Source organism: Geobacter sp., from assembly GCF_030834625.1.
GTDB lineage: Bacteria > Desulfobacterota > Desulfuromonadia > Geobacterales > Geobacteraceae > Geobacter.
The window spans coordinates 1-12693 of sequence record NZ_JAUQXO010000019.1 but is presented as its reverse complement, the minus strand read 5'-3'; the positions used below and the strand labels follow the sequence as shown (position 1 = coordinate 12693).

General features: G+C 61.0%; 13 protein-coding genes and 1 riboswitch. Of the genes, 7 read left to right on the top strand and 6 right to left on the bottom strand.

Annotated features, from left to right (window positions below; genetic code table 11):
• Nucleotides 1–67 precede the first annotated feature (67 nt).
• The 5 genes from RCH91_RS04195 to RCH91_RS04175 all read right to left on the bottom strand — a co-directional run bounded on the left by RCH91_RS04195 (nucleotide 68) and on the right by RCH91_RS04175 (nucleotide 4865).
• Entirely contained in the window at nucleotides 68–451 is a 384-nt protein-coding gene (locus tag RCH91_RS04195) for a molybdenum cofactor biosynthesis protein MoaE (protein WP_306533300.1), read from the bottom strand.
• 75 nt (nucleotides 452–526) lie between these two features.
• Nucleotides 527–645: riboswitch (molybdenum cofactor riboswitch) on the bottom strand.
• A 66-nt stretch (nucleotides 646–711) separates the two neighbouring features.
• Complete coding sequence (locus tag RCH91_RS04190) at nucleotides 712–1554, bottom strand: HesA/MoeB/ThiF family protein (protein ID WP_306533299.1); 843 nt, start codon at nucleotides 1552–1554, stop codon at nucleotides 712–714.
• Between the two features lie 4 nt (nucleotides 1555–1558).
• Nucleotides 1559–1783, bottom strand: coding sequence for a MoaD/ThiS family protein (locus tag RCH91_RS04185; protein WP_306533298.1), 225 nt, complete (start codon nucleotides 1781–1783; stop codon nucleotides 1559–1561).
• A 104-nt stretch (nucleotides 1784–1887) separates the two neighbouring features.
• On the bottom strand, nucleotides 1888–3618 hold the full coding sequence (locus tag RCH91_RS04180; RefSeq protein ID WP_306533297.1) for an aldehyde ferredoxin oxidoreductase family protein: 1731 nt from the start codon (nucleotides 3616–3618) through the stop codon (nucleotides 1888–1890).
• Between the two features lie 83 nt (nucleotides 3619–3701).
• The gene (locus RCH91_RS04175; protein WP_306533296.1) at nucleotides 3702–4865 is read right to left on the bottom strand and encodes an iron-containing alcohol dehydrogenase; all 1164 of its coding nucleotides are present in this window, start codon (nucleotides 4863–4865) and stop codon (nucleotides 3702–3704) included.
• Nucleotides 4866–5391: 526 nt separating this feature from the next.
• Here RCH91_RS04175 and RCH91_RS04170 point away from each other — a divergent pair.
• From RCH91_RS04170 to RCH91_RS04160, 3 genes are all read left to right on the top strand, one after another.
• Nucleotides 5392–5616, top strand: coding sequence for a ribbon-helix-helix protein, CopG family (locus RCH91_RS04170; RefSeq protein ID WP_306533295.1), 225 nt, complete (start codon nucleotides 5392–5394; stop codon nucleotides 5614–5616).
• A 135-nt stretch (nucleotides 5617–5751) separates the two neighbouring features.
• On the top strand, nucleotides 5752–5961 hold the full coding sequence (locus RCH91_RS04165; RefSeq protein ID WP_306533294.1) for a hypothetical protein: 210 nt from the start codon (nucleotides 5752–5754) through the stop codon (nucleotides 5959–5961).
• A 299-nt stretch (nucleotides 5962–6260) separates the two neighbouring features.
• Nucleotides 6261–7439 (top strand): Fic family protein, encoded by a 1179-nt coding sequence (locus RCH91_RS04160; protein ID WP_306533293.1) that lies wholly within the window; start codon nucleotides 6261–6263, stop codon nucleotides 7437–7439.
• 330 nt (nucleotides 7440–7769) lie between these two features.
• On the opposite strand, the gene RCH91_RS04155 is transcribed toward RCH91_RS04160, so the two are convergent.
• The gene (locus RCH91_RS04155) at nucleotides 7770–8708 is read right to left on the bottom strand and encodes an AraC family transcriptional regulator (RefSeq protein WP_306533292.1); all 939 of its coding nucleotides are present in this window, start codon (nucleotides 8706–8708) and stop codon (nucleotides 7770–7772) included.
• 173 nt (nucleotides 8709–8881) lie between these two features.
• Between RCH91_RS04155 and RCH91_RS04150 the strand changes: the two genes are divergently transcribed.
• From RCH91_RS04150 to RCH91_RS04135, 4 genes are all read left to right on the top strand, one after another.
• Nucleotides 8882–9886 carry an aldo/keto reductase gene (locus tag RCH91_RS04150; protein WP_306533291.1) on the top strand — a complete coding sequence of 335 codons (1005 nt, stop codon included), beginning with the start codon at nucleotides 8882–8884 and terminating at the stop codon, nucleotides 9884–9886.
• 147 nt (nucleotides 9887–10033) lie between these two features.
• Nucleotides 10034–11095, top strand: coding sequence for an NAD(P)-dependent alcohol dehydrogenase (locus RCH91_RS04145; protein ID WP_306533290.1), 1062 nt, complete (start codon nucleotides 10034–10036; stop codon nucleotides 11093–11095).
• Between the two features lie 19 nt (nucleotides 11096–11114).
• Nucleotides 11115–11825 carry a 4Fe-4S dicluster domain-containing protein gene (locus RCH91_RS04140; RefSeq protein ID WP_306533289.1) on the top strand — a complete coding sequence of 237 codons (711 nt, stop codon included), beginning with the start codon at nucleotides 11115–11117 and terminating at the stop codon, nucleotides 11823–11825.
• Nucleotides 11822–12556, top strand: coding sequence for an aldehyde ferredoxin oxidoreductase N-terminal domain-containing protein (locus tag RCH91_RS04135; RefSeq protein ID WP_306533288.1), 735 nt, complete (start codon nucleotides 11822–11824; stop codon nucleotides 12554–12556). Before RCH91_RS04140 ends, RCH91_RS04135 begins: the two co-directional genes overlap by 4 nt.
• Nucleotides 12557–12693: the final 137 nt, after the last annotated feature.

Genomic DNA, 12693 nt, shown 5'->3' with positions numbered 1-12693 from the left:
TCCTTCAGATTGAATTGCAACGGGGCATGCCCCATGATGACCGATTTCAAATTGTTAGTGCCAGTTCCTATTCCGCGAGGCGTTCCCGTTTGCAGACGGTGGTCATTTTCTTCAAGCGGGCAATGCCGTGGCGGCAGGCGGCAAAGGCGTCCTCGCTGTTGGGGGAGCTGGCGGCCACCAGCGAGATGATATCGCCGACGTGCAGGCACCCCTCCCTTCGGACCAGGAGTACATCCTCCAGCTTCCACTTCAGAAGGAGCTCGGCGACGATGGCGTCAAGCTCTTCCTCGGCACCTTCCTCGAACCGGTATTCGATGGAGTCCGTCGGTGCGCCTGATCCGCCGTCCTTCTTCACCACGGCGTAGTGCAGGACAACCGAACCGGCGGTCTTGTTCGAGATGAGCCCGTATGTCGTTGACGGGTCGATGGGGGTATCGGTGATGACGACCATGAAATGGCTCCTCGTCCTGTCGGCGGATACAACGAAAAAGGCCCCCTTCCTGAATGGAAAGAGGCCCTGGGACGCATGGCAACCGGGGATCTCCTTTTCAAAAGGGAGGCGCCGCCGTTTCCAGCGGAACCCGTTGGCCGGGCGCCGTGAGGTCTGGACCTGGTAGGCGCTGCGGCTCGGAGAGGGTGTCGAATTTTCAGTAATCTCGCATGCAACAGGCCGACCTGTCAACTTTTTCCTTATGGCGGAGCGGGTCTCCGCTACTCTCCGACCGCCGCCAGGGGGGGCTCGATCCGCACTTCCTCGAACTCCATGTCGAGGAGGTTCACGAAGAGCATCCGCTGACGCAGGGATTCTCCCTCGCCGAGGAGGACCTTGCAGGTCTCGGCCACCTGGAGGCTGGCCACTACGGCAGGGGTGAAGGAAGGGTTGCCGAGCCGCGTTTCAACCCCTTTCGGCTCTGCCCATCGGCCGAAGATGTAGGGCGAGATGTCTTCGCCGGGGAGTTGGGTGGCCACCTGTCCGTACCAGCCGCCAATGGCGCCATGCACCACAGGGATTGCCATCTCCCGGCATAGTTCCACCAGTTCCAGCCGGGTGGTTATGCTGTCCAGCCCGTCCACCACGGCATCGGCCCCTTCAAGCATCTTCCGGCCGTTGGTCGCTGAAAATGCGTCCTGGATTGGCGTGATGGTCACGGCCGGATTGATCTCTCTGACCCGTGCTGCCGCCACCGCCACCTTCGGTGCCCCCAGGTGGGCGGGGGAGGAGAGTATCTGGCGGTTCAGGTTGTGCTCCTCGAAGATGTCGGGGTCAACGACCACCAGATGTCCAACACCCAGCCGGGCCAGTTCCTCTATGATATACCCCCCGAGACCGCCGCTCCCGATGACCACGACTCTGCTCCGGAAGAGACGCAGCTGCATGCCGACGGTGATGGTCTGGCGATTGCGCTGGTAGCGGGCGGGCATCAGCCCCAGTTGGAGGATGGTTTCCTCCGCCTCCCCGATGGTGAGGTCGTACCGCTCTGCCGCGTCAGTCTGAACCGCCCAGGGAATGACGTCTCCCAGGGCGTGCCTCTGCAGGAACATGCGCAATTCCATAACGCTATCCTCCGCCCACGAGCGGGAACAGGGACAGGGTGTCACCGTCCAACAGCCGGTGATCCAGCGTGGCGTGCCGGCTGTTGACCAGCACAATCCCGACTTCCTTTTCCGGGATTTTCAACTCACTGGCGATGTTTGCGGGGGTGGCCCCCGGGTCGTACCTTTTCGTTACCGCGGCAAAGCGCCCTACCCGGAACATGGCGAACAGTTTTACGGTGATCTCCATTGCATTTCCCCCGACGGCCAGGCGGCCTGATGTGCTCGGCGGGCGCGGACACTGATGGTGCCCGCGCCCGTATTTCATATGTATTCCGCTTTGCGAAGCATCGGCTAGAAGTTCCAGAATTCGTCAATCTCCGCGTCGCTGAAATCCCAGACGGCGTTGTGGGGCGCCACCGGTTCGGTCTTGAAAAACTCGGGGAGGCGGTCATGCTCCTTGGTGAACCCTGCCTCGATGTTGAACTGCCGCTCGACCTTCAGAATATGCTTGCCCAGGTTCGTTACGTCATCGCCGGTCAGGCTGATGCCGAAACGGGCGTTGATCATGTCGATGAGGGCCGGCAGGCACTCGGGGATGTCCAGGGCCGGGAAGGCGACGAAGATGCACATGCCGGTGGAATCCACGGCCGCCGTGGCGATCTGCAGGTTGCGGGAAAGCTCCACCTGGCCGTCCTTTTTCAGCGGGTCCACAAAACCGCCCACGTTGAGGATGTTGGTGGCGATGGTGTAGCCGGCGGTATGGTCAGCCCCCATGGTGCTGGTGGCGTAGGTGATGCCGATTCCCTTCACCGAACGGGGGTCGTAAGCCGGGATTCCCTGGTTCTTCACCACCGGTACCCGGGTGACGCCGTAGGCTTTGCCAACGGAACCTGCTCCGCCGCCAAGGATGCGGCCGAGGGGGGTTCCCTTGCCGATCTCCTCGGTGAGGAGGCGAAGCATCTCCTTGCTGTCTCCCCACTTCAGGATGCCTGCTTCCATGGCCACGCCGAACATGACGGCAGTCTCGATGGAGTCGATGCCGATGTCGTCCTTGAGGTTGTCGGCAACGGCGATGTCGTCCAGGTCGTCGATGCAGCAGTTGGCGCCGAGTCCCCAGATGGTCTCGTACTCGAAGCCGGAGGTGACGTATTTCCCCTCCTTGTCGTGGTAGACCTGGGAGCACTGGATGATGCAACCGGCGTGGCAGCCGTGCTTGTGTTTGCCGCCCCGGCTGACGATGGTTTCGTGCATGGTCTCGCCGGAGATCTTGTCGTGCCCGTCGAACTGGCCGACGGTGAAGTTCTTGGTCGGCAGACCTCCGGCCTCGTGGAGGATGTTGACCAGCACGTTGGTGCCGTAGGTGGGAAGTCCCTCGCCGCTCACCGGGTGGTCGAGGAGTGCCTTGGCGAATGCCCGGGCGGCGGTCTTGAATTTCTCCGGATCGGCGATGGGCACCTTGGGTGCGCCCTCGTCATTGATGGAGATGAACTTGATCTTCTTGGAGCCCATGACGGCGCCGAGGCCGCCGCGGCCGTGGCTGCGGATCTTGCTGTCCGGGTCCTTGACGGAGATGTTGGCGGCGGTCATTTTCAGTTCGCCGGCCGGGCCGATGGTGAGGATGCCGGTCTTCTTGCCGAGGCGGGCTTCCAGGGCCTCGATGACGGCGAAGTTTCCCTTGCCTAGCAGTTCGGTTTCTTCCTTGATGGCGACCCCGTCCATGGTGACGTGGAGGTTGTACCACGCATCGGCCTTGGGAACCCCTTCGATGATCAGCGCCTTGATGCCAAGGCGGGCAAGCATCTGGGCCGCGGTGCCGCCGGCGTTGCTCTCCTTGATGGTACCGGTCAGGGGGCTCTTGGCCCCGGCGGAGAGGCGGCCGGAGTTGGCGGCCGGCGTCCCGGTCAGGAGCCCCGGGGCGAAGACCAGTTTGTTGCTCGGGCCCAGGGGGTGGCAGGTGGGGGGGACCTCCGCGGCAACGATCGTCGAAGTCAGGCCGCGGCCGCCGAGCCCTGCCCAGGCGGTGGGCACCGCCTCGGTCCTGGTGCTCAGGTCGGACATGTTTACGCGAATTATCTTATCCATGAACTGATTACTCCCTTTCAATTGAGGCTCTTGCAAAAGGTCCAAGAAGCCCCCTCCCCCCTAGCGGGGGAGGGAACCCGTCGTTACATCGCTGCCTTGAAGATGCCGACGACCTGGTCCAGCGTCGCCTTGCGCGGGTTGGTCAGCTGGCAGGCGTCTTTCTTGGCGTTTTCCGCCATGACCTTGAGGTCCTCTTCCTTGACGTTCAGCTCCCTGAGGCCGGCGGGGATGCCGATGGCTGCCGAGAGCTTGCGGATGGCGGCAATGGCCTTGGCTGCGGCGTCCATGGGGGCAAGGCCGGAGATGTCTTCGCCCAGGGCCACGGCGATGTCTGCGAACCGCTTCGGGCAGGCGATGGTGTTGAACTCGCAGACCGCCGGCAGCAGGATGGCGTTGCAGACCCCGTGGGGGAGGTTGTAGAAGCCGCCCAGCTGGTGGGCCATGGAGTGGACGTAGCCGAGGCTGGCGTTGTTGAAGGCCATGCCGGCCAGGTACTCGGCGTAGGCCATCCTGTCGCGGGCTTCCAGGTTGTCGCCATTGGCCACGGCCGGGCTCAGGTACTCGGCGATCAGCTTGATGGCCTGAAGGGCGCAGGCGTCGGTGATGGGGGTGGCGATGGTGGAGACGTAGGCCTCCACCGCGTGGGTGAGGGCGTCCATGCCGGTGGCGGCGGTGAGCGGCGCCGGCTTGCCGAGCATCAGGACCGGGTCGTTGATGGCGATGTTCGGGGTGCAGCGCCAGTCGACGATGGCCATCTTCACGTGGGTGTCGGTGTTGGTGATGATGCAGAAGCGGGTCATTTCGGAGGCGGTGCCGGCGGTGGTGTTGATGGCGACGAAGGGGGGCATCGGCCTAGTGGACTTGTTGACCCCTTCGAAGTCGCGGATGTTGCCGCCGTTGCCCATCACGAGGCCTACGCCCTTGGCGCAGTCGTGGGAGCTGCCGCCACCCAGGGAGATGATGGCATCGCAGCCGTTCTCCTGATAGACCTTGACGCCGTCATGGACATTGGTGTCGGTGGGGTTAGGCTCGGCGCCGTCGAAGATGACGACGGCGACGCCGGCAGCTTCCACCTGCTGCTTGATCTGGTCGGCCATACCCATGGCCGAGATCCCCTTGTCGGTGACCAGCAGTGCCTTCTTCGCGCCGAGGGCCTTGACCTGGGCGCCGGTCTCCTTGGAGGAGCCGACTCCCATGAGGGTAACGGTAGGGATGAAAAATCCGAATGTCTGATCTGCGAGTGCCATGTGTACTTCCTCCTTGTGGTGTGTGTGGCGTCTTGCCACGCTTGGTGATTTTCTCCCCGGAGCAGTCGGTCGGGTTGTGCATACGATTTTCTAGAACATCTGTTTGTCTCCATGGCAAGTCGTATACCAATCGGGGTGCGTCACGGGAGAGTGTTGATAACATGCTGAAATTTCGACACATAAATGGCAGTCACCGGCACGGGCAGACCAGATTGTGAATACGGATTTCCTTAACGCCGTTCTGTGATGGTGCATACGGTTGTTCCGTTATGGAACGGTTGTGATGTTTTGGAACGGATCGTTGTGCCCTTCTCCTTCACCGTCGATCCCTCTCCACCCGTGCTTGCCAAACTCCCGCGGAGCCCTGTCACGCGCGAGATTGTCACCGGGGGTCCGTTCAGTTTTCCGCCGTCGGCGGTTCCCTTGGTATTGAACTTGCCAAGGGGCTCTGGCGGAGGGAGACGGGGATCACGGCACGGTGGCCATGTCACGGATCGGTGGATAGAAGAAACTCAGGAGGGGAACAATGGGTAAACCGGTGGGCGTGAATCCCAAACCGACGGTCATTTCGGTTCGGGTCACCGACGAGCAGCTGGAAGCTGTCCGGCGGCTCATGGAGAAAAAGAAGATGAGTGCCTCCGAGATCATGCGCGAGGCGTTCTACGTGTTCGCCAACGATCTGGAACAAAAGCGGCTCGATGTGATCCGGTCCGCGGCACTAAAATATACCGGAGTCAGGGACGGGGCATGATTTGTAGCGAAATGATCCTTCCGGTATTCTCCGACCCCCTCCCGTCAAGAGAGGGGGATCTGATAGGGGGAATTGGGGTTTTCTCTTTGCCGTAATGGTGTACACTGAATGCCAGACGATACAAGGAGGTTCCCCATGTTGTTGGAGCAATTGGTTGAAAAAGCCGCGCAGCCTCCGAAGTACGACTGGGATGCCTACTATCGCTGGCTGTTCAGCACCCTTGCCGGCCGGGAAGTCTCCAGCTTCGATTTCTGGCAGTGCCCCCATTGCCTCACTGTAAACTTATTTCTTCCGGCGCAGCGGTACGGAAAGTGTCGCGGGTGCGACCTCATTCACCTCCCCTAGTTTCTCCCCATCGGTTAGTTGTTCGCGCAAAAGACAGTCGTCTGATGGTGGCGACGGATTATCTCTCCCCCCTGCACTCCTATGCCCTCTCACCACCGGCCATCTGGCAAAATTTGTGAGGTCCCACAACGGTGGAGCCTTAAACTGTAAGGATCAAGGGGCTCCAGGTCGGTTTTATAACGCTGAGCAACCATCCAAATTATTAAATATACTGGTTAAAAACATAAATAACATTCTTGCTTATTTAAAATTAAAGCAGTAACCTTAAACAAAATTTTCCGCTAGTAAAGGTTTTGGCCATGAAAACGAGCGACCTCTCCCCTGCACGCCAGAAACTGCTCGTCCCCTGCGTCGATTACCCCGGGGCCCTTGCGCTTGTTCCGCCGCCAACGCCTCGCTTTCTCGACCTGAAGGGAGTGGGCGACGAGTTGCGTCGTGCATCGAACGCCCTGGAACTGTTGAAGGGCCTTTCGTCGCGGCTCCCGAACCCCGACCTCATCACGCGAACCGCGGACCGGCGGGAAGCGGTCCGGAGCAGCCAGATTGAAGGGACCAACGCCGGCGTGAACGACCTCTTCACCTACGAGGCGACCGGCAGTGGCGAGGGACTCCCCCCGGATGTCCGGGTCACCCGCAATTACGTGGTTGCCCTCGAATATGGCTTGCGGAAAGTCAGGGAGAACGGCCCCGCAGCGCTCGACAACGCCTTGGTGAAAGAGCTTCACGCATACCTCATGGATGGCGTGGAGCATGGCGGCACACCCGGCGAATTCCGGGAAAGACAGAACTGGATCGGCGGCGGGGGCAACATTTACCGGGCCCGCTTCGTGCCGCCGCCTCCCGATCGCGTGCCGGCGTGCATGGACGACCTCGCACGGTTGCTGGCATACAGTCCAGGGGAAGAAGAGCAGATGGTGCTGTCCCTTGTGATGCGGATGGCGATTGCCCATGCGCAATTCGAAACGATTCACCCCTTTATCGACGGCAACGGCAGGGTCGGCAGAATCCTGCTGCCGCTCATGCTCGCCGCGGAAGGCTATCCCCCCGTCTATCTGGCCGGATACCTGAAAGACAACCAGCGGGAGTATTACGACGGTCTGGCGGGTGTCCAGCTTCGGGATGGATGGTCGGCGTGGGTGCAATTCTTTGCCTGCGGCGTCGAGGAGGCGGTCCAGGAATCGATGCGGACCGCCCTGGTCCTTGAAGGAATCCTGAACCGGTGGAAGGGGCAGCTCGCCCAATTGGGGCTTCGCTCCCACTCGTCGCTGCTCAAATTTCCCGAGTTGATGATCGGTACGCCGGTTTTGACGGCGCATCATGCCAGCAAAGCGCTCGGCATTTCCTTCCCTGCCGCAAGCGCCGCCCTGGCCCAATTGGAGAATATGGGCATTCTGGTTCAGCCGGTCAAACAGCAGCGGAACAGGATCTTTGTGGCAACGGAAGTGATTGAGGTGCTGAACCGGCCGGCTGGTGGGTAGTTCCACAGATTTCGGAATTGTCGGCACAACGGGGAATGCCGTCGGCAAGCCGCCCCATCTGCATTATGCCGTAATCACCCAGTTACCCTATGTGTGGCGTTGCAAAATGGAACGATTCGGATGTGACAGGATGTTCTATCTGAATCCTCACGAACTGCTCACCAGACGAACTATGACGAACGCCTCAGGTATCTTATGGAGGCCCCGCTTTTCACCGCTGGTTGTGAGGAGCTGAGGGTCAGGTCTTGAAATATAAGCTTTTCCCCCCGACCTCTCCCCTCAAACAAAAAAGCCCGCCAAAAGCGGGCTTTCCTGCTTATCTCAGATCACTTATTCCGCCGCAGACATCTGCCGCAGCTTCGAGATGTCCCGCAACGGCGGCGCCCCGAACAGACGGCCGTACTCCCGGCTGAACTGCGACGGGCTCTCGTACCCCACCTGAAACGCCGCGGTTGCGGCATCCAGGCGTTCCGCCAGCATGAGCCGCCGCGCCTCCTGCAAACGCAACTGCTTCTGATACTGCAACGGACTTAAAGCAGTCATCGACCGGAAGTGGTGATGAAAGGTGGAACTGCTCATGTGGGCCTGCGCTGCAAGGTCATCGATACGCAGCGGCTGGGTAAAGTTCCCCTTCAGCCATTCGATGGCCCGGGCGATCTGCTGGCTCTGACTCCCCGCCGCCGCAATCTGGCGCAGCCGCGCCCCCTGATCCCCCACGAGCAAGCGATAAATGATTTCCCGCTGGATGATCGGCGCCAGGATTGGGATGTCCTGCTCCTCATCAAGCAGGTCGATCAGCCGCTGCACGGCGGTGACGAGCGGAAGCGTCACCTCGCCGGTCGCCATCCCCCGGCTCGACTGCTGCGTGCGGGGCGAGGGGAGGTTGCTGTCCGCCATCAACTGGGAAACCTCCCGCAGATCGAATTTCAACCTGAGACCCAGATATGGGTTCTCCCGGCTGGCTTCGGAGACCTGCACCACCGTCGGCAGGTGCACGGAGGTGATCAGGTAGTGGTGTGCATCGTACACATACGTGTCGTCCCCGAGCTGCACACGCTTGGCCCCTTGCGCAACCATGCAGAGACTCGGTTCGTACATGCCGGTGACCGGCTCGCTCGGCTCAGTCCGCTGGAACAGTGCCAATCCCGGCACCGTGGTTGTGAACTGCTCGCCCTGTTCGGTCCATCGGGCAATGCTCTCGCCCAAAGCGGCGATGGCTGCTTCCAGTCTACCATCCTCAGTTGTATCCCTAATCGCTTTGTTCCGCATGGTTACCTCCTGATTGCATAGTACCTGACCCCTCCTTCCGGTTACAACCGATAATCAGCGATTCGTTGCATCAGGCAATAATTCGACAGGATCGGTCTACCGGTCATTGCTCTTTCTGGCGTACGGTACAATCATCGATAGGGCAGTGTTGAGCAGACGAAAGGAGAATGACAATGAAGAAGCGCATAGTGGGCAAAAGCGGCCTGGAAGTTTCGGCTCTCGGCCTTGGCTGCATGGGAATGAGCTTTTCGTATGGTCCACCTAAAGACAGGCAGGAGATGATTTCGCTCATCCGCACCGCCGTGGAGCGGGGCATCACCTTCTTCGACACGGCGGAGGTCTACGGCCCGTTCACCAACGAGGAGCTGGTCGGTGAGGCGCTCGCGCCGCTGCGCGACCGGGTGGTGATCGCCACCAAGTTCGGCTTCGACACCAGCGTCGATCCCCGGGCGATGAAGGGTGGCGGACCGGTCCTGAACAGCCGGCCGGAGCACATCAGGGAGGTGGCCGAAGCATCCCTCAAGCGGCTCAGAACCGACGTCATCGACCTGTTCTACCAGCACCGGGTCGACCCGGAGGTGCCGATCGAGGAGGTGGCGGGGGCAGTGAAGGAGCTGATTCAGGAAGGGAAGGTGAAGCATTTCGGATTGTCGGAAGCAGGAATCGAGACGATCCGTCGCGCGCATGCCGTGCAGCCGGTCGCCTGTGTGCAGAACGAGTATTCGCTCTGGTTCCGGCAGCCGGAAGAGGGGCTGTTGCAGACCCTCGAAGAACTTGGCATCGGCCTCGTCGCGTACAGCCCCCTCGGCAAAGGCTTCCTTACCGGCAAGATGGACGAAAGCACCACCTTCGACAGCACCGACTTCCGCAGCACCCTGCCGCGCTTCGCGCCGGAGGCGCTGAAGGCGAATCAGGCCATGGTCGACCTGCTCGGGAGGATCGCGGCGGAGAAAAGCGCGACCCCTGCCCAGATCGCCCTTGCCTGGCTGCTGGCCCAGAAGCCGTGGATCGTGCCGATCCCCGGCACCACGAAGCTGGAGCGGCTGGACGAGAACATTGGCGCGGTTGCCATTGAACTTACGGTCGCTGATCTCCGCGAGATTGAGAACGCCGCCGCACTGATCACCGTGCACGGCAACCGTTACCCCGAGAAGCTGGAGCAGTTGACTGGCCGTTGAGTGCATTCCCCCTCACCCCCGCCCCTCTCCCACAAGGGGCGAGGGGAGAAAAGCAGAAAACCCTCTCCCCATGGTGGGAGAGGGTGGCCGAAGGCCGGGTGAGGGGAAAAGAATGACGTTGAATAAAACCAACAGGAGGACAATTCCATGTACAAAGCAAAAGCTTATTCCGCTGCCAGCGCCACCTCGCCGCTGGCCTCCACCCAAATTCCGCGGCGCGACACGACGGAGCGCGACGTGCAGATCGAGATCCTGTACTGCGGGATCTGCCACTCCGACCTCCACTCGGTACGGGACGAGTGGAGCAGCATTATGCCGACCGTCTACCCGATCGTACCGGGGCACGAAATCGTCGGCCGGGTCACTAAGGTGGGCTCAGCCGTAACGAAGTTTCAGCCCGGTGACCTCGCCGGTGTCGGCTGCCTCGTCGATTCCGACCACACCTGCCCGAACTGCCGGGACGGCCTGGAGCAACTCTGCCCGAACCAGACCCTGACCTTCAACTCTCCGGACAAACACAACACTGCTCCGGTCACCTACGGCGGGTACTCCGAAAGCATCGTGGTGGACGAGCGCTTCGTCCTGCACGTTCCCGCAAACCTCCAGCTTGCCGGAGTCGCGCCGCTGCTCTGCGCCGGGATCACGACCTACTCCCCCATACGCCGCTGGGGTGACATCACCGGGAAGAAGGTCGGGGTGGTCGGCCTCGGCGGTCTCGGGCACATGGGGGTGAAGTTCGCCAAGGCCTTCGGCGCCCATGTGGTCGTCTTTACCACCTCGCCCGGCAAGAAAGAGGATGCGCTCCGCCTCGGGGCCGACGAGGTCATAGTTTCCAGAAACACCGACGAGATGCAGGCGCACGCGGGAACCTTCGACTTCATCCTCGACGCCGTCTCCGCCGATCACGACATCAACGCCTACCTCAACATGCTGGGCCGTGACGGCAACATAACCCTGGTCGGCGCGCCGGAGAAGCCGCTCGAAGTCTCTGCCTTCGCGCTCCTGTTCGGGCGCCGCAGCCTCTCCGGCTCGATCATCGGCGGCATCGCCGAAACCCAGGAGATGCTCGACTTCTGCGGTGAGCACAACATCTCGGCCGACGTGGAGGTCATCCCCATCCAGAAGGTCAACGAAGCGTATGAGCGCCTGGTGAAATCGGACGTGAAGTACCGCTTCTCCATCGACATGGCGACGCTCAAGGCCGAATAAACGAACGAGGGGGAGCATTATGAAGGAAGCTGACAGCTCACAGGAAGGGACAGACCTCTCCCGGCGGGATTTCATAAAAAGCGTTGGGATAGGAGGGGGACTTGTCCTGTTCGGTCAATTCGGAATAAATGCCGCGGCCTGGGCCCTTGCGGGGGATCCGGTCCTGAAAATGGTGCTGGTGGATTATGTGAAATGCACCGGGTGCCGGACGTGTGAAACAGCCTGTTCGGCGCGGAACAAGCCCACTTCAATCAAGGGGAAGGAGCTGCCGGGGCTCGGCAATCCCCTTTTTGCGAACATCCGTGTGCACAGCTTCAATCCCGATGTGGATGTGCCGAACGTCTGCGCCATGTGCGCCGACACCCCGTGCGTGAATGCCTGCCCGGTCACGCCGGACCGGAAGACCGGCAGGCGCGCCCTCTACCGGGATCAGGCGACTCACACGATCCACAACGATTCAAACAGGTGCATCGGCTGCCGGAGCTGCGCCAAGGCCTGCGCGGCAGAGCGGACCGGGGTGATTATCCCCAATTCCGTAACGGGTAAGCCGGAGCGCATGTGCACGCTCTGTGGAGGTGACCCGCAATGCGTCAAGCGCTGCCCCTTCGGGGCACTCTCCTATGTCGAGGTCCGGCGTGACCGGAAGTTCTACGGACTTGGACCGGAAAAAATTGCAGCCGAACTGGCCAAGGGGTGGTACGGGACGGCAGAGTTCGGAGGGATGAAATGAGCGGGAAACCTGGGTACCATGGAGTAATTCTGAACATAGACCTTTCCACCGGTAAGAGTGAAAAGGTGGCCATTCCCCCCGCAGACCTGGACAAATTCGTCGGCGGGCAGGGGCTCGGCATGAAGATCCTCTGGGATCGGCTGAAGAAGCCGGGAGTCAACCCGCTGTCTCCCGAAAACCCGCTGATATTCATGCCCGGCCCGTTTTCGGGGCTCCCGGTTCCTTCGTCGTCCCGAACCTGCGTGGTGACGAAATCGCCCATCACCTCGCCGGTGGAGTCCGATTACCCCCATGCCTCGACCGTTTCCTACTCGAACATGGGGGGCTTTTTCGGTCCCGAGGTCCGGTTTGCGGGTTATGACGGGATCGTCATTACCGGTAAGGCTCCTGAGCTCTCCTATGTCGTCATCGACGACGACAAGGTGGAAGTCCGCTCGGCCAAAAAGTTCAAGGGTATGCGCACCGATGCCTTTGACAAGGCATTTCTGAATGAGCTTGGCGACCGGCGATTCAAGACCGTCTACATCGGGCCGGCCGGGGAGAATCTCGTTCCGTATTCCAGCATCCTCCATACGGCGGGGCGGGCCGCGGGTCGGGGGGGTATGGGCTGCGTCATGGGGTCCAAGAACCTGAAGGCCATCGCGGTAAAGGGTTCGGGACAGCCGGGGGTCGCCGACCATAAGCGATTCCTTGCCGCCCTGGAAAAGGCCAGGCTGGCCCTGTACGGCTGACCTTCCCCCCGAAAACTGAGCCATTGCAAAGTTAGTGATTTCGGTCTAGAACCTCCCGAAGGAGACTAGACATGAAACCGAAACGATTCACCGAAGAGCAGATCATTGGCATCCTGAAGCAGGCCCAAGCCGGGGTG